Annotated in this window: 19 protein-coding genes; all 19 read right to left on the bottom strand. The window is 62.8% G+C overall.

Annotated elements, in window-relative coordinates:
- Positions 1-88 precede the first annotated feature (88 nt).
- Complete coding sequence (locus IHN22_RS04195; protein ID WP_087188051.1) at positions 89-541, bottom strand: arginine repressor; 453 nt, start codon at positions 539-541, stop codon at positions 89-91.
- A gap of 3 nt (positions 542-544) precedes the next feature.
- Entirely contained in the window at positions 545-1,408 is an 864-nt protein-coding gene (locus tag IHN22_RS04190; protein ID WP_087389343.1) for an NAD(+)/NADH kinase, read from the bottom strand.
- A complete protein-coding gene (locus IHN22_RS04185) occupies positions 1,405-2,226 on the bottom strand; it encodes a TlyA family RNA methyltransferase (protein ID WP_191433659.1) in 822 nt (273 codons plus the stop codon). The genes IHN22_RS04190 and IHN22_RS04185 overlap by 4 nt, the downstream gene beginning before the upstream one ends.
- Positions 2,213-4,057 carry a 1-deoxy-D-xylulose-5-phosphate synthase gene (gene dxs, locus IHN22_RS04180; RefSeq protein WP_191433685.1) on the bottom strand — a complete coding sequence of 615 codons (1,845 nt, stop codon included), beginning with the start codon at positions 4,055-4,057 and terminating at the stop codon, positions 2,213-2,215. The genes IHN22_RS04185 and dxs overlap by 14 nt, the downstream gene beginning before the upstream one ends.
- A gap of 56 nt (positions 4,058-4,113) precedes the next feature.
- Positions 4,114-4,575 carry a divergent PAP2 family protein gene (locus IHN22_RS04175; protein WP_191433657.1) on the bottom strand — a complete coding sequence of 154 codons (462 nt, stop codon included), beginning with the start codon at positions 4,573-4,575 and terminating at the stop codon, positions 4,114-4,116.
- Between the two features lie 8 nt (positions 4,576-4,583).
- The gene (locus IHN22_RS04170) at positions 4,584-5,465 is read right to left on the bottom strand and encodes a polyprenyl synthetase family protein (RefSeq protein WP_191433655.1); all 882 of its coding nucleotides are present in this window, start codon (positions 5,463-5,465) and stop codon (positions 4,584-4,586) included.
- Entirely contained in the window at positions 5,462-5,698 is a 237-nt protein-coding gene (xseB, locus tag IHN22_RS04165; RefSeq protein ID WP_087188045.1) for an exodeoxyribonuclease VII small subunit, read from the bottom strand. Before xseB ends, IHN22_RS04170 begins: the two co-directional genes overlap by 4 nt.
- A 30-nt stretch (positions 5,699-5,728) precedes the next feature.
- Positions 5,729-6,916 (bottom strand): exodeoxyribonuclease VII large subunit, encoded by a 1,188-nt coding sequence (xseA, locus tag IHN22_RS04160; RefSeq protein WP_191433653.1) that lies wholly within the window; start codon positions 6,914-6,916, stop codon positions 5,729-5,731.
- Positions 6,913-7,845 carry a DNA-binding protein gene (locus IHN22_RS04155; protein ID WP_191433651.1) on the bottom strand — a complete coding sequence of 311 codons (933 nt, stop codon included), beginning with the start codon at positions 7,843-7,845 and terminating at the stop codon, positions 6,913-6,915. The genes xseA and IHN22_RS04155 overlap by 4 nt, the downstream gene beginning before the upstream one ends.
- Positions 7,845-8,333: a transcription antitermination factor NusB gene (nusB, locus tag IHN22_RS04150; protein WP_087188042.1), complete on the bottom strand. Its 489-nt coding sequence runs from the start codon at positions 8,331-8,333 to the stop codon at positions 7,845-7,847. The genes IHN22_RS04155 and nusB overlap by 1 nt, the downstream gene beginning before the upstream one ends.
- A 197-nt stretch (positions 8,334-8,530) precedes the next feature.
- Entirely contained in the window at positions 8,531-8,911 is a 381-nt protein-coding gene (locus IHN22_RS04145) for an Asp23/Gls24 family envelope stress response protein (protein ID WP_191433649.1), read from the bottom strand.
- A gap of 87 nt (positions 8,912-8,998) precedes the next feature.
- Positions 8,999-9,583, bottom strand: a complete 585-nt coding sequence (locus tag IHN22_RS04140) for a SpoIIIAH-like family protein (protein WP_191433647.1) — start codon at positions 9,581-9,583, stop codon at positions 8,999-9,001.
- A gap of 12 nt (positions 9,584-9,595) precedes the next feature.
- A complete protein-coding gene (locus tag IHN22_RS04135; protein ID WP_300985413.1) occupies positions 9,596-10,141 on the bottom strand; it encodes a stage III sporulation protein AG in 546 nt (181 codons plus the stop codon).
- Positions 10,138-10,629 (bottom strand): stage III sporulation protein AF, encoded by a 492-nt coding sequence (locus IHN22_RS04130; RefSeq protein ID WP_087188038.1) that lies wholly within the window; start codon positions 10,627-10,629, stop codon positions 10,138-10,140. The genes IHN22_RS04135 and IHN22_RS04130 overlap by 4 nt, the downstream gene beginning before the upstream one ends.
- Positions 10,630-10,633: 4 nt before the next feature.
- A complete protein-coding gene (locus IHN22_RS04125) occupies positions 10,634-11,725 on the bottom strand; it encodes a stage III sporulation protein AE (protein ID WP_191433645.1) in 1,092 nt (363 codons plus the stop codon).
- 30 nt (positions 11,726-11,755) lie between these two features.
- Positions 11,756-12,142: a SpoIIIAC/SpoIIIAD family protein gene (locus tag IHN22_RS04120; RefSeq protein ID WP_087266465.1), complete on the bottom strand. Its 387-nt coding sequence runs from the start codon at positions 12,140-12,142 to the stop codon at positions 11,756-11,758.
- Positions 12,143-12,144: 2 nt separating this feature from the next.
- The gene (gene spoIIIAC / locus IHN22_RS04115) at positions 12,145-12,339 is read right to left on the bottom strand and encodes a stage III sporulation protein AC (RefSeq protein WP_087188035.1); all 195 of its coding nucleotides are present in this window, start codon (positions 12,337-12,339) and stop codon (positions 12,145-12,147) included.
- A gap of 13 nt (positions 12,340-12,352) precedes the next feature.
- Positions 12,353-12,865, bottom strand: a complete 513-nt coding sequence (locus tag IHN22_RS04110) for a stage III sporulation protein AB (RefSeq protein ID WP_191433643.1) — start codon at positions 12,863-12,865, stop codon at positions 12,353-12,355.
- Positions 12,862-13,773 (bottom strand): stage III sporulation protein AB, encoded by a 912-nt coding sequence (locus IHN22_RS04105; RefSeq protein WP_191433641.1) that lies wholly within the window; start codon positions 13,771-13,773, stop codon positions 12,862-12,864. The genes IHN22_RS04110 and IHN22_RS04105 overlap by 4 nt, the downstream gene beginning before the upstream one ends.
- Between the last annotated feature and the right edge of the window lie 267 nt (positions 13,774-14,040).

The raw sequence follows: 14,040 nt of genomic DNA, 5'->3' as shown, positions 1-14,040 counted from the left end.
TGGAATTTATCCATCAAAGATGGACAAATTCTGCGCGTAGCGGGCTGCATCCTGCTCAAAAAAGTGACTTTGTCACTTTTTTGAAGTCTCATTTCAGCATGGCATGGATCTCGTTGCAGAAGGAGGCAGCGTCCTCATTGGTGCGCATGATGAGGATGGCGGTATCGTCTCCCGCCAGGCTGCCCACCAGGCTGGAAATATCCATGCCGTCAATGGCGGCGCAGGCCGCAGAGGCCAGACCGGGCATGGTTTTCAAAACCACGATATTCTGAGCCACATCAAAGGAGGTAACGCCCTCCTTGAAGATGGTACGCAGCCGTCCCGCGATATTCAGGGAGGCCTTCCGCTCCGAAACGGCGTAACGATAGGTCCCGTATCCGGTCAGTTCCTTAATGAGGTGGAGTTCCTTGATGTCCCGGGAAATGGTGGCCTGGGTGGACTGCACCCCTCTGGCCCGCAGCTCTGTCAGAAGCTGATCCTGGGTATCAATATCCTGCTCCGCAATGATCCGCAAAATCTCCTGCTGCCGTTTCGCTTTCATGGCTTACGCACCTCCCAATTTATGATTCAAAATCTCATAGAATGTCCGGCCGGTCACCCGAACCAGTCTGGTTTTGGATTTGGACATCTTGGTCTCCACCACGTCGCCGCCGTTGAGCTTGAAGGCTTTCCCTCCATCCACCGATAAAAAGGCGGTCTTGCGGGCCATCCGGCCCAGCTTGATGGACACCGTCCGCTCATGGCCCAGCACAAAGGACCGGGCAGACAGGGCGTGAGGACAGATGGGCGTAACGATGATGTTTTCCGCCGTGGGCTCCACGATGGGGCCGCCTGCCGACATGGAATAAGCGGTAGATCCGGTGGGGGTGCTGATGACCACACCGTCGGCAGACATCTTGGTAATGGTGGTCTTATCCCCCAGCACCTCCAGATCCACCACCCGGGCCACCGCCCCCTTGGTGAGGGCAGCGTCGTTGAGGGCGATGTCAGAATAGATCACCTTGCCGTCCCGCCGCACCGTCACGTCCAGCATCATGCGGTCCTCCACAGCATACTTTCCGGCGGGCAGCTTGGAGAGCATAGACAGTTCCCCCAGTTCCAGCTCCGCCATGAAGCCAACGCTGCCCAGGTTAACGCCCAGAATGGGCACATGGTGCTGGTTGGCATCCTTGGCAGCATGGAGAATGGTACCGTCTCCGCCGAAGCACACCAGAATATCCGCGTCCTTCAGCTCCTCCTCGGTCTGCTTGAACTGGATGTGCTTGGGAAATTCGATGTTTCCCCCCTCCACCGCAAAGGGCAGGCAGATGGCGGTCTCCACCCCGGCGGCTTTCAGAATCTTCTCCGCCGCCTGGGCGGCCTTCAATCCCCGGTCCCGATAGGGGTTGGGGCTCAACACTACTTTCATTGTCCGGCTCCTTCCAGGGCCGCGTGGGATGCCTCTACCAGGGCTGCCGGATCGCCGGTCCAGGAGGCTCCGCCTCCCCCGGCCAGCAGGTGTCCCAGGTACTCAATGTTGCCCTCGGGTCCTCTGATTGGTGAAAAGGTCATATCCTTTACAGTAAAATCCGCATCAGCGGCATTCTTGAGAAATTGCTGGATCACTTCCAGGTGGACAGCGGGGTCCCGCACCACGCCCTTCTTACCCACCTTTTCCCGGCCGGCCTCAAACTGAGGCTTCACCAGGCACACCGCCTGGCCGTCCGGCTTGAGCAGGCCACGGAGGGCAGGCAGGATCAGCTTCAGGGAGATGAAGGACACGTCCACGCTGGCAAAGTCCAGCTCGTCGGGGATCTGCTCATGGGTCAGATAGCGGGCATTGGTCCGTTCCAGACACACCACCCGCTCATCGCTGCGGAGGGACCAGGCCAGCTGACCGTAGCCCGCATCCACGGCGTACACTTTGACCGCTCCGTTTTGGAGCATACAGTCGGTAAAGCCGCCGGTGGAGGCGCCGATATCGCCGCACACCGCCCCGTCCAGGTGGATGCCCTCAAAGGTTTTCATTGCCTTTTCCAGCTTCAGACCGCCCCGGCTCACATAGGCCAGGGTCTGGCCCCGCACTTCCACAGGCGCATCCTCGGGGATCTGGGCTCCGGCCTTGTCCACCTTCTGCTCTTTTACATAGACCTGGCCGCTCATAATGATGGCCTGGGCCCGCTGACGACTCTCCGCCAGCCCCCGCTCCACCAACAGCACGTCCAGTCTTTTTTTAACAATTGCCATGTCCGCAGACCTCCAACGCTGTTTTATACAGGGACGCCCCATCCAGGCCGCACAGGGTTCTCAGTTGGGACACAGGCCCGTGGGTGACAAAGCCGGGCCCGGTGTTGACCATGGCTACCTTTGCAGCAACACCCCGCTCCAGCAGCTTTGCAGCCAGCCGCTGCCCCACACAGTTGCCTGGGGCAGCCTCCTCTGCCACCAGCAGCCGCCCGGTTTCCGCCGCCGAGGCTGCCACCGGCGCCCCGTCCAGGGGCGTGATGGTATTGAGCTTGAGTACCTGGGCCTGGATACCGTCGGCCTCCAGCCGCCGGGCACAGTCCAGCAGCGCATTGACTGTGATACCGTAGCCTGTCAAGGTAATATCCTTGCCAGCACGCAGCATCGCAGTGCTGACCAATCCGGAATCCTCCTGATAGTCCCCCTGGCCACCCCGGGGATAGCGGACCGCCACCGGCCCCTTTACCTCATAGATGGCATATCGAAGCATGGACTCCAGCTCAGCATAGCTGGAGGGGCACAGCACTGTCATGCCGGGCACCGTATCCAGAAAGGCAGGGTCAAAGACACCGTGGTGGGTCTCACCGTCCTCTCCCACCAGCCCGGCCCGATCAATGGCAAAGACCACATGAAGGCCCTGAAGGGCCACATCATGGATCAGCATATCGTAGGCCCGCTGAAGGAAGGAGGAATACACCGCAAAGACCGGGATCATGCCCTGCTTGGCCATACCGGCGGACATTGCCACCGCATGGCCTTCGGCAATGCCCACATCAAAGAACCGGTCCGGGAACCGGGCGGCAAAGGTGTTGAGTCCTGTTCCTCCCTGCATGGCGGCGGTAATGGCGCACAGTCTGGGGTCCTCCTCCGCCATCTTGCAAAGGGTCTGTCCAAAGACAGCGGAGAAATTGGTACCGCTGCCCTTCAGCACCTCGCCGGTCTCCACACAGAAGCGGCCCACACCATGAAATTGATCCGGGTTGCGCTCCGCTGGTGTGTAGCCTTTTCCCTTTACAGTTCTGACATGGAGCAGCACAGGGCCTTTCAGGTCCCGGGCATACTTGAGCAGCCGGGTCAGCCGCTTCACATCATGGCCGTCCACCGGCCCCAGGTAGGTAAAGCCCATATCCTCAAAGAGACTGCAAGGCAGCAGGGTCTCCTTGATGGCGGTCTTGACCTTATGGGTCACTTTGTAGATCCCACGCCCCAGAGCAGTTGCCCCCATCACCTTCCGGTAGCCCCTCTTAAAGCGGAGATACTGGGGCTTGAGCCGCTGCCGGGCCAGATGGTCGGCCACGCCGCCCACGCTCTTAGTGATGGACATCCCGTTGTCGTTGAGAATGACGATAAGGGGCTCCTTGCTGTCCCCTGCGTCAGACAGACCCTCATAGGCCAGGCCGCCGGTGAGGGCCCCGTCACCAATCAGGGCCAATACACTGTAATCTTCATGCTGTAAAGTTCTTGCCCTTGCTATTCCGAGGGCCACCGACACCGAGTTGGAGGCGTGGCCGGCGATGAATGCGTCGGTGTCGCTCTCGGTGGGTTTGGGATAACCGGCCAGCCCGCCGAAGGAGCGCAGGGTCTCCATGGCGGCATTGCGGCCGGTGAGGATCTTGTGGGCGTAACACTGGTGGCCCACGTCAAACACCAGCCGGTCCCGGCCGGTATCAAATACCCGATGAATGGCAACGATCAGCTCCACCGCCCCCAGACTGGAGGCCAGATGGCCGCCGGTGCGGGAGACCACATCCAGGATGCGGGCCCGCAGCAGACCGCAGAGAGCAGCCGCCTCACTGTCGGTCAGGGCGCTGAGATCGTTGGAACATTGCTCCAGACTAAGAATGGTAACACCTCCCGGTGAAGGATCAAATCAACAAATCAGTGGGGCTGTCAACTCCACTGCCAAGCGCCGAACAAGCCCACTGCCACACCCAGTACACCACCCATCAGGACCTGGAAGGGCGTGTGACCCAGCAGTTCCTTCAGCTCCTTGCCGAAGAGGGCGGGCTTCATCTCCGTCCAGTGGTCCATGATATAGTTGAGGATCTTGGCCTGCTCCCCCGCCGCCTTGCGGACGTTGGCGGCGTCATACATGACCACGATGGCCACCACCGCCGCGATACTGAACAGGGGCGACCCCCAGCCATACATATAGCCTACCGATGCGGCGCAAGCGCATACGAAGGCGGAGTGGGAGCTGGGCATCCCGCCGCTGGCCACCAGATAGTGCCAGTCCAGCTTCTTTTTGGTGCAGAAGGTAATGATGATCTTCAACACCTGCGCAATAAACCAGGCCAGGATCGCCAGGTTGAGGATCAGATTGCCGGTGAAAAAGTTTACTACGTTTCCCATGATGCGCCTCACTTCTCACGGCTTGCCAGGGAGCGGGCCAGCCAGCACAGGCTGTCGCCCTCATCCCCAAAGATGGACAGGGCTTCCACGGCCTCCTCGGTCAGTTTCTCCACCAGATGGCGGCACTCCTCCACCCCTTTCAGGGTCACGAAGGTGTTTTTCTCGCTCTTGGCGTCGGAGCCCACCGGCTTGCCCAAGGTGGCCTCGTCACCTACCACATCCAGGATGTCGTCCTGGATCTGGAAGGCAAGTCCGATCCGCTCTGCATAGCGGCACACGGCCTTCCGCTGCTCCTCGCTGCCGCCGGCCAGCACACAACCCATCTCGGCGGCGGCACGGATAAGCGCTCCGGTCTTGAGGCGCTGCAGCTCTTCCACCTCAGTAAGGCCCATGGCATGGCCTTCCCCCGCCATGTCCAGTACCTGGCCGCCTACCATGCCCTGAGCGCCGGCCGCCCGGGCCAGCACCCCCGCCGCCTCCAGCGTCCGCTCCGGCGGAAAGGTCACAGACGGGTCCAGCATCCACTCAAATGCCCCGGTCAGCAGCGCATCTCCCGCCAGTACAGCGGTAGCCTCGCCATATACCTTGTGGTTGGTGGGCCGGCCCCGGCGCAGGTCATCGTCGTCCATGCAGGGCAGATCGTCGTGGATCAGCGAGTAAGTATGGATCATCTCAATGGCCCCGGCAAAAGGCAGCGCTTTCTCCGGCTCGCCGCCGCACAGTCGGCAGCTCTCCAGCAGCAGCACCGGCCGGATCCGCTTGCCGCCTGCCAGCAGACTGTAGTACATGGCGTCGTAGAGATCCCCACGGGGCGCCCGGCCCTGGAAGCAGTGCCGCAGCCATTCCTCCGCCTGAGCCCTGTGGCCGTCCAGTCTCTCCTGTTCCGTCATACCTGTCCCTCCTCAAACGGCTCCTCTGCCGGCTGACCATCCGGCCCTGCCAGCAGCTTGCGCACCTTCTGTTCGGCACTGTCCAGTTGGGCGGAACAGCCGCCCAGCAGCCGGGTCCCCTCCTCAAAGAGGGACAGAGCCTCCTCCAACGGGGCGTCTCCCCGCTCCAGCCGCTTCACGATCTCCTCCAGCCGGCCCATAGCCTGCTCAAAGGTCAGTTTTTCTTCCGCCATGTCCTTAAGTCCTTTCCAAAAGCAGTTAAGTTAAACCACTTGACAGGATATCTCGCCATCAGCCACCCGCAGCTTCAAAGGGTCGCCGGGGGCCACGTCGGTCACAGACCGGACCACACCGCCGTCCGCCTTTCGGGGAATGGCGTAGCCCCGGCCCAGTACCTTCAGGGGGCTGAGGGCGTCCAGCTTGGAGGCCAGCTGTCCAAAGCGCTGCCGCTCCCGGTTGAGGGCGGCGTTCAGTCCTGCCGCCAGCTTCTCCCGCTGGTAGTCCAGTACCATCCGCTTGTCGTCCACATAGTTCATAGGGTCCTGAAGGGCCCGGCACCGGGCCGCCCGGTCCAGATCCTTTCGGGCGAACTCCAGCTTGCGGCCCATGGCCTGGGCCAACCGCCCCTCCATCTGATGCAGCCACACCGCTACCTCGTTCTGGTCGGGTACTGCCAGCTCGGCGGCGTTGGAGGGGGTGGCCGCCCGCAGGTCGGCTACAAAATCGGCGATGGTCACGTCAGGTTCATGCCCCACCGCAGAGATCACCGGAATGGCCGAGTGATAGATGGTGCGGGCTACGTTTTCATCGTTGAAGGCCCACAGATCCTCCATGGACCCGCCGCCCCGGCCGGTAATGATGAGGTCGGCCACCTGATGCTGGTTGGCCCATGCAATGGCGGCACAGATCTCACCGGGGGCCTCTGCTCCCTGAACCCGCACCGGCAGAAGAAAGACCTCCGCCATGGGCCACCGGGCCCCCAGGATGCGCAGCATATCCCGCACCGCCGCACCGGCGGAGGAGGTAATGAGAGCGATGCGCTTGGGGAATTTAGGGATGGGCTTTTTGTGGGCGGGGTCAAAGAGTCCCTCGGCATACAGCTTCTGTTTCAGCTGTTCAAAGGCCAGATGCAGATCCCCCACCCCCTCCGGGGTCAGGGAGGTACAGTACAGCTGGTACTGCCCGTCTCGGGGAAAAACCGCCACCCGACCGAAGGCGATGACCTTCATGCCGTTTTCCGGCCGGAACCGGAGGGACATGGCCTCCCGCTTGAACATGACGCAGCGAATGGCCCCTTCCCCGTCCTTCAGGGAAAAATAGTGGTGGCCCGAGGGGTAGGCCTTGTAGTTGGAGATCTCCCCCCGGACATACAGGGCGGTCAGCTCCCGGTCCCGGTCCAGCAGGGATTTGATATACTGGTTGACCTGAGAAACCGTGTAGATATGGCTCATGTCAACTCACCCGCCTTTACAGCCCGCCAGGTGAGGATGGCGGTACCCATGGCGTTGTCGGTGGAGAACCGGGGCTGGGCGAACACCGCTCCCAGAGGCTCCATCACCTGCCGCAGCAGAGAGTTAGAGGCCACGCCGCCGGAGCACAGCACCGGCAGGCCGGGATACTGTTTCAGGGCGGCCAGGGTGGTGCGTCGCACCACGTCGGCCACCGTCAGCAGGGCAAAGCGGGCGATGTCTGCCTTCTCCGCCCCCTGCTCCGCCATAGCCTTCACCTTATTCTCCATACCAGAGAGCGAAAACGTAAAGTCATTTAGCTTCACAGTAAATTTCTTGGCCTGCCCCGCCTGAGCCAGCTGGTCCACCGCCTTACCCGCCGGGAATGGAAGGCCCAGCAGCACGCCGGTGCGGTCGATGAGCTGTCCAGCGGAGATGTCGCTGGTGCCACCCAGAAGGGTGGCTTTCACGTTGACCCCATCCGGCTCCACGTGGAGCAGTTCGGTGGTGCCGCCGGACAGGTGCCAGGCCAGCATAGGCCTGTCCAGCAGATCCATCCGGCCCGCCGACCAGGCGGCGGCGGCAATATGGTCCTGCTGGTGAGAACAGGCAAAGAAAGGTACGTTCAACGCGGCGGCCAGGGTACGGCCCTGGCTCTCCCCCGCCAGGAAACAGGGCATATAGGACCCTTCCACCGCCCGGGGCCGGGTGGAAGCGCCTACGGCAACGATGCCGTCCAGCCAGCCGCCCTCTCTCAGCTGGGCAAAGCGGTCGGGCAGAGCCTTGACGTGCTGGAACAGGGCGTCGCTCTGCCGCAGGCCCAGCTCGCCGGGCCGCACTTCCAGCAGGCGGCTGGCGTTCTCGCCCCCCTCGCCGTCAAAGACGGCGGCGGAGGTGGTGTAGTTGCTGGTGTCGATGCCCAGGGTACGCATCAGCCCTCCGCCTCCGGCTGCTCCTTCAGGCCCACCGGGTCAGGGATGTGCTCCCCCCGGACGAAGGAGCCCAGAATACCGTTGACGAAGGAGACCACCTCGGGCTCCTCATAGTGCTTCACCAGCTCCAGGGCCTCGTTGATGGCGGCGGCGTTGGGGATGTCCTGCATATACAGGATCTCATACATAGCCACACGCATGATGGCCACGGCCACCCGGTTCATACGGGAGAACTTCCAGCCGATGGCGTACTTGGAGATATACTCGTCCAGCTCGGGGGCGTGGTCATAGACCCCCTCTACCAGGCGGGTGATGTAGGTCCGCTGGGCCTCGTTGGGGAATTCGGCATACAGGGGCTCCTCCTCCCCGATGAGGGCGAAGGTCTTGCGGTTGAGGGCCTCGTCCAGCAGCTCCCGGGCGGTCTGCCCGGTGAAGCCCAGTTCAAAGGTCAGGTGGACGGCGATCTCTCGGGCGGCGGTTCTGGTCATGATGGGTTCCTCCATTCCGGCATGATGAGCCGGTGATATTCACAGTTATTATGATTATACATCAACTGTATGCAAAAAGGAAAGAGATATTTCAAAATTAGACTCCAGATTCCATACCATTTTCCTGGGACGGACCTGCCAAAACACACAAAAGGGCCTGTTGCAGAGTAAGCAACAGGCCCTTGGTACGGCTTGATTTACTTGTGTTCCTTTTCAAATACGATGCCGGCCACATGGACGTTGACATTCTCCACGGTCAGGCCGCTGGTATTTTCAATGGCGTTAAAGACGGCACTCTGCACCTCTTTGGCCACGTCAACGATGGTATAGCCGTATTTGACCAGCAGGGACACGTCCACCCGGACGCTCTCCCCCACCATGGTAATGCGGATGCCCTTGGACAGATTCTTCTTTGCGCCCAGCAGCTCCGCGATATCGCTGCTCAGATTGGTGGACAAACTGCCCACGCCCTCCACTTCCGTGGCGGCGGCCGCCGCGATCACAGCCAGCACATCCTCGGAGATATGGATGTTGCCCAGTTCGTCAGGCCGGGAGATATATTCCTTTCCATCGCCCATACCGGTCACGCTCCTTTTGTGTACTATGGAACCATTTTACCACAAATCAGAAAAAATACAACTGATTTTTGGCGGGGCCCCTCCGGTTCAGGGCTGGGCCTGAATGATGGTGATGGCGCTGGCCTCCAGGCCGGTCTCATCGGTAACGATCTCGGTGATGCGGGCCACGTCGGCGTCGGTAAGCCCCTCCTCGGTGGCGGATACCACCACGCTGACGCTGCCGTCGCTGATGAAGGCCACGCAGTCGGCGTATCCCTTGGCGGTGACCAGATTTTCGATCTGGGCCTCGGACACGGTGTAGTCAGCCAGAGTCTGGATGGCCTGGCCGGTCTCCGCCTTCATGGTCTCGGTGGCGTTGGTGTCGGCGGCGGCCTCCTGGAGGATGGACAGGGCGCTGTCCCGGGCCTGCTGGCGGTTGAGCCGGGCGGTGTCAAAGTAGCCGCTGTTCTTGTCCGCGGCGGTGGGCGCCGGCGAGGCGGAGGGGTCCGCCGTGGGGGCGGGACTTGTTTTGAGCAGAGGGTCGGCGCTCTGCATGGACACCAGCTCCGCCTCGCCCAGAGTCTTGCCCGCTTCCTCGCTCTGCCCCTTCTGATAGGACCAGTTGAGATACACCGCGCCGCACACAAAGAGCACCACTGCGGCCACCACCGCGTTTCGTTTCCATACGTTCATACTATTACTGCCTCACTTTCCTTTTGATACTGCGATCTGATTGGCCCCCAGCCCGGTGAGGGCGGATACCGCCTCCACCACCTGCAGGCGTACTGCGGGGTCGTCCCCGCCGGAGCATACCACAAGCGCCCCCTGATATTGGGGCGAAAGCTGTTGGAGGATCACCGGTTCCTCATAGCCGGAGCCCTTGGAGAGCACCACCGTGGATTGGGAGGACTCGCTTCCCTCCTCCCGCACCGAGTTCTGGGTATCCTGGGCCAGTACCTGGCCCGGTCCGGACCGCAGAGTGAGCACCACCTCTGCCTGCCCCACCCCGTCCATCTGAGACAGGGCCTCCTCCAGCCGTCCCTCCAGTTCCTCCGTTCCAAATTCCACCTCCTGGGCGCTCTGCTGTCGGGTCTGGGTGTTCTCCCCGCCTCCGCTCAGGGCGGGCAGGGCCATCATGATCACGCCCACTGCCACCACCAGCAGCGCGTATTTATACCGCTGGAACAGCTCCATGAGCCGTCCCTTGTACAGGGCCATCCCGTTGCCCTTTTCCGGTTGATGCCGGTTCATTCCGCTCCCCCGCTTTCGTAATACTGCCGGTCTGCCGGGATGGCAAAATCGGCCTCAATCTGCTCGGTGAGGGCTTCCCGCTCCTCCCGGGACAGCTCCCCGGTGATGGTGACCACCTTGGGGATGGGGTATTCCGCCGCCTCGTCGGCCTCCACCCGCACCGTGCAGGTAATGCCCAACGCCGCCGCCTTGTCCTGAATATATGCGGCGGACTGGGCTTCTATGATGTCCATCATCAGGGTTTTATTCTCCTCCTCCAGCGCCTGGGCGGAGTATTCCGCGTCCAGGCGGTATTCCGTCATGGCCCGGGTGAGGGCCGAACCGTCCAGGCTTATCAAGGGCTTCACCACGGCCAGCAGCAGGAGCAACCCGCCGGCCAGCCGGGCGGCCCGTTTTGGCCCCCCTGCCGGGGACAGGCCCTCCGCCAGGGCCAGGATCATGGCCGCACAGGTCACCCCCATCAGCCATTTTCCCAAAAATTCTACCATGGTCTCACCCCCCTGCCAGCGACACGGCGGAGATCATGGAGATGAGCAGCAGCAGGGCGCAGGCCCCGGTCATCCCCAGGATCAGTCCAAAGGCCCCGCCGATCTGGTCGATGAGGGCGGCCACCCGGCTGCCCGACAGGGCGGCGCTGAGAGCGGAGGACACCTTATAGGTCAGATAGTGGAAGCCCAGCTGGAGGAAAGGCACCAGACAGATACCGATGACCACCAACATCCCGAACACACCCACCGTATTTTTCAGCACTCCCGCCCCTGCCAGCACGGTCTCCGCCGCGTCGGACAGGATGCCGCCTACCACCGGCACCATGCTGGACATGGTGAACTTGGCAGCCTTCACTGTCAGGGCGTCGGTGGTGCCCGCGATGACCCCGCTGATGGTGAGATAGGTGACAAAGAGAATGAGGGTGCCGGTAAGCACCGTGGTCACCGCCCACTTGAGGGTAGCCGCCATCCGCTTGAGGCCATCGTTGCCCACCGCAGCCCAGGCCACACAGGCCGCGATGTAGGTATACACCAGGGGCAGCAGTACACGGTTGATCAAGGTGATGAGCAGGTCGGAAAAGAGCATGGTGGCCAGCTGCCGGGCCACCGCGCCTCCCGGGGACCCGGCGGCGGAGGCCGCCGCCGTCACCGCCGGCAGCAGCAGCTTGGAGAAGCTGTCCATATGCTCGATGGCCTCCCGGCCCATGCCGATGAGGGAGTTGGCGTCAGCCGCCGCAATGGCGGTCACCGCCAGGGCCCCCACCAGAGCCACCCCATTGACCGGGCCCTGGCCTGCCCCCATGCCCTCGGCCAGAGAGCAGAAGAGCACCACCGCCAGCAGCAGGGCCCCGCTGCGCAGGGCTTTGCGAATCACACCCCCCAGCTCCGCGCTGCCGGTGTCCAGAATCTGGTCGATGCTGTCGTCCAGGTCCAGCCCGGCGGACAGGTCGGCGTCAGGCATCCACTCCGCCCCGGCGTTCTCCAGCCCCTCCAGGTCCAGGGCGGCAGACTGGGTATCCAGCACGCCCTGACTGGCCCAGGCCGTCCCCGTCAGTACCGTCAGCAGCACCACCAGCACCGCCAAACGCCGTATCATGGTCCTTCCCTCCTCTTTTGTACCAGCTTCTCACAGCAGCTGTGCCACCGTGTCCAGCACCGCCCGCAGCAGGGGCAGGGCGGTACACAGAGCCAGGGCGGAGCCGGCCGTCTCAGTGACGGCGGCAATGCCTCCCTCCCCCGCGTCCTTGCACACCTGGGCGGCAATGTGGGTGAGGATGGCAATGCCCACCGTCTTGATGACAGGGGCCACCACCGCAGGGGACAGCCCCGCCATATCCTGCAGCTCCTCCGCCATGGCCACCACGTCCTCCACCGCCCTCAGGGCCAGACCCAGCACCACAGCGGCGGCGGCAATGGAGAGCACCAGAGCCAGCTGCCGGGCGGTGCCCTTCACCATCACGGCACACAGAGCACCCAGGACGGCCACCGCCCCCACCTTCAGCATGGTCTCCATGGCTACAGACCGAACAGGTCCTTGACCAGATCAAACAGCCCGCTGATCTGCTGGACCACCATCATAAGTACCACCACCAGCCCCGCCAGGGTAGTCATGGTGGCCTGCTCGTCCCGGCCAGACCGGGAGAGCACCTGATTGAGCACCGACACCAGAATTCCGATGGCGGCGATTTTAAAGATCAGATCCACATCCATGTTTTTAACTCCTTTAAAGCAGCAGAATGACCAGCAGCCCGCCGCAGGTCAAGCCCAGCACCTGATACATCCTGCCCCGCTTTTCCCCATCCTCCCGGGCAAGTTCCGCCTCCCGGGTCAGTTCCGCCACCGCCCGGGCCAGAGCGGTACGGAGGCCGGACTCCTCAAACCGGCCCAGTACCTCCCCCAGCTCGTCCATCACGGCGGCAGACCGGCCTTCCAGATCCAGCGGGGTATCCTCCAGAGCCTGCCGCCAGATCTCCGCCAGGGAGCGCTCCCCCAACTCCTCCATGCCCTTCCGGCAGTTGGCAAACAGCTCTCCCACCGGCGGCGGATAATCATCAGCCAACTCCTCCATCAGCTGGGGCATGGGCGTAAGGCGGAAGGAGATCTCCCGGTCCATCTGCTCCAGCGCCCCGGCCAGCTGCCGCAGCACCCTGGCCCGCCGCTTCAGCCGCCGGTGGGCGTCAAAACCCAGAAAGGCCCCGCCGCCCACCGTCAGCAGGGCGCCCATCAGCCGGATCACAGCTGGTACACCTGACAGCTCCGCCCCTCCAGCCCCCGGGAGAGCACCGCCAGCTTCTGAAAGCAGCGGTTTTCCAGCAGAGGCCGGTACAGAGGCCGGGTCTTCAGGTCCTCCAGGTCGGCGGCGTGGGCGGTACAGAGAAGGCGCACACCGCAGTTGGCTGCCAGCAGCAGGGCAGCGCAGTCCTGGGATGCGGTGATCTCGTCGGCGGCCAGCACCTGGGGATTCATTCCCCGCAGCAGCATCATCAACCCCTCCGCCTTGGGACAGCCGTCCATCACATCGGTCTGCCGTCCTATGTCAAACTGGGGCAGACCGTTGTACATGGCCGCCAGCTCCCCCCGCTCATCGGCCACCCCCACCCGCAGGGGCGGGTGGCCCGTTCCGTCGGAGAGCCTTCGGATCAGATCCCGCAGCAGGGTGGTCTTGCCGCCTCCCGGCGGGGACAGGATGAGGGTGCTCTGAAAGCGATCCCCCTCCCACAGCCTGTCCGCCACAGCGGCGGCGGCTCCCGGCACCTCACGGGCGATGCGGATGGCCAAAGAGGACAGCTGCCGCAGATTGAACACCGCGCCATCCTTCACCACCGCGCTGCCGCAGATACCGATGCGGTGGCCGCCGGGCACGGTGAAAAAGCCGCTCCGCAGCCGCTCCAGGGCGGTGTGGGCGGAGGCACGGGTGGCGATCTCCACCACCAGGCCCAGATCCGCCGGACTTACCGGCTCACCGCCGGGCAGGGGGCGCTCCCCTGTGGGGCACACCACCGACATGGACCTGCCCGCCCGCAGCCGCAGCTCCTCGGCCACCGCCTGACTGGACTTGTCCAACCCCTCCGCCTGCCGCCGCAGATGGGGCGGCAGCAGGGCCGCCGCCTGTAAATACCGCGTTACATCCCCTTGTTCCCGCATAGCGTCACATCCTTCTTTGGTGTCTGCAACATACCTATGAGGGCCCGTCCCCATTTATGACCATGAAACTTCATGCGCATATGGGCCGTCCCGGCCCATGCGCTTTGATTTCATGGCCGTGCCGCTGAAAGCGGCACATGGCCAATTTTGCTATGCTTTTGCATAGCAAAAAGGGCCTGTTGCAAAATAGCTGTTTTGCACAAACCTGTCATTGCGAGCCAGTGCGCACACTGGCGTGGCAATCCGTTTCCCCGGCAAAAGGGGCGG

This window comes from Flavonifractor sp. An112 (assembly GCF_904377885.1).
GTDB classification, from domain to species: domain Bacteria; phylum Bacillota; class Clostridia; order Oscillospirales; family Oscillospiraceae; genus Flavonifractor; species Flavonifractor avicola.
The sequence above is the reverse complement of the archived record's forward strand: the minus strand, read 5'-3'. Positions and strand labels throughout refer to the sequence as shown.

Excerpts from the sequence above, each read along its gene's own strand:
- xseA (WP_191433653.1), bottom strand. The coding sequence starts at position 6,916 with ATGAGCCATATCTACACGGTTTCTCAGGTCAACCAGTATATCAAATCC.
- IHN22_RS04125 (WP_191433645.1), bottom strand. The coding sequence starts at position 11,725 with ATGATACGGCGTTTGGCGGTGCTGGTGGTGCTGCTGACGGTACTGACG.
- spoIIIAC (WP_087188035.1), bottom strand. The coding sequence starts at position 12,339 with ATGGATGTGGATCTGATCTTTAAAATCGCCGCCATCGGAATTCTGGTG.
- IHN22_RS04175 (WP_191433657.1), bottom strand. The coding sequence starts at position 4,575 with ATGGGAAACGTAGTAAACTTTTTCACCGGCAATCTGATCCTCAACCTG.
- IHN22_RS04170 (WP_191433655.1), bottom strand. The coding sequence starts at position 5,465 with ATGACGGAACAGGAGAGACTGGACGGCCACAGGGCTCAGGCGGAGGAA.
- IHN22_RS04135 (WP_300985413.1), bottom strand. The coding sequence starts at position 10,141 with ATGAACCGGCATCAACCGGAAAAGGGCAACGGGATGGCCCTGTACAAG.
- IHN22_RS04105 (WP_191433641.1), bottom strand. The coding sequence starts at position 13,773 with ATGCGGGAACAAGGGGATGTAACGCGGTATTTACAGGCGGCGGCCCTG.
- nusB (WP_087188042.1), bottom strand. The coding sequence starts at position 8,333 with ATGACCAGAACCGCCGCCCGAGAGATCGCCGTCCACCTGACCTTTGAA.
- IHN22_RS04140 (WP_191433647.1), bottom strand. The coding sequence starts at position 9,583 with ATGAACGTATGGAAACGAAACGCGGTGGTGGCCGCAGTGGTGCTCTTT.
- IHN22_RS04195 (WP_087188051.1), bottom strand. The coding sequence starts at position 541 with ATGAAAGCGAAACGGCAGCAGGAGATTTTGCGGATCATTGCGGAGCAG.
- IHN22_RS04190 (WP_087389343.1), bottom strand. The coding sequence starts at position 1,408 with ATGAAAGTAGTGTTGAGCCCCAACCCCTATCGGGACCGGGGATTGAAG.
- IHN22_RS04185 (WP_191433659.1), bottom strand. The coding sequence starts at position 2,226 with ATGGCAATTGTTAAAAAAAGACTGGACGTGCTGTTGGTGGAGCGGGGG.
- IHN22_RS04130 (WP_087188038.1), bottom strand. The coding sequence starts at position 10,629 with ATGGTAGAATTTTTGGGAAAATGGCTGATGGGGGTGACCTGTGCGGCC.
- IHN22_RS04145 (WP_191433649.1), bottom strand. The coding sequence starts at position 8,911 with ATGGGCGATGGAAAGGAATATATCTCCCGGCCTGACGAACTGGGCAAC.
- IHN22_RS04120 (WP_087266465.1), bottom strand. The coding sequence starts at position 12,142 with ATGGAGACCATGCTGAAGGTGGGGGCGGTGGCCGTCCTGGGTGCTCTG.
- IHN22_RS04155 (WP_191433651.1), bottom strand. The coding sequence starts at position 7,845 with ATGCGTACCCTGGGCATCGACACCAGCAACTACACCACCTCCGCCGCC.
- xseB (WP_087188045.1), bottom strand. The coding sequence starts at position 5,698 with ATGGCGGAAGAAAAACTGACCTTTGAGCAGGCTATGGGCCGGCTGGAG.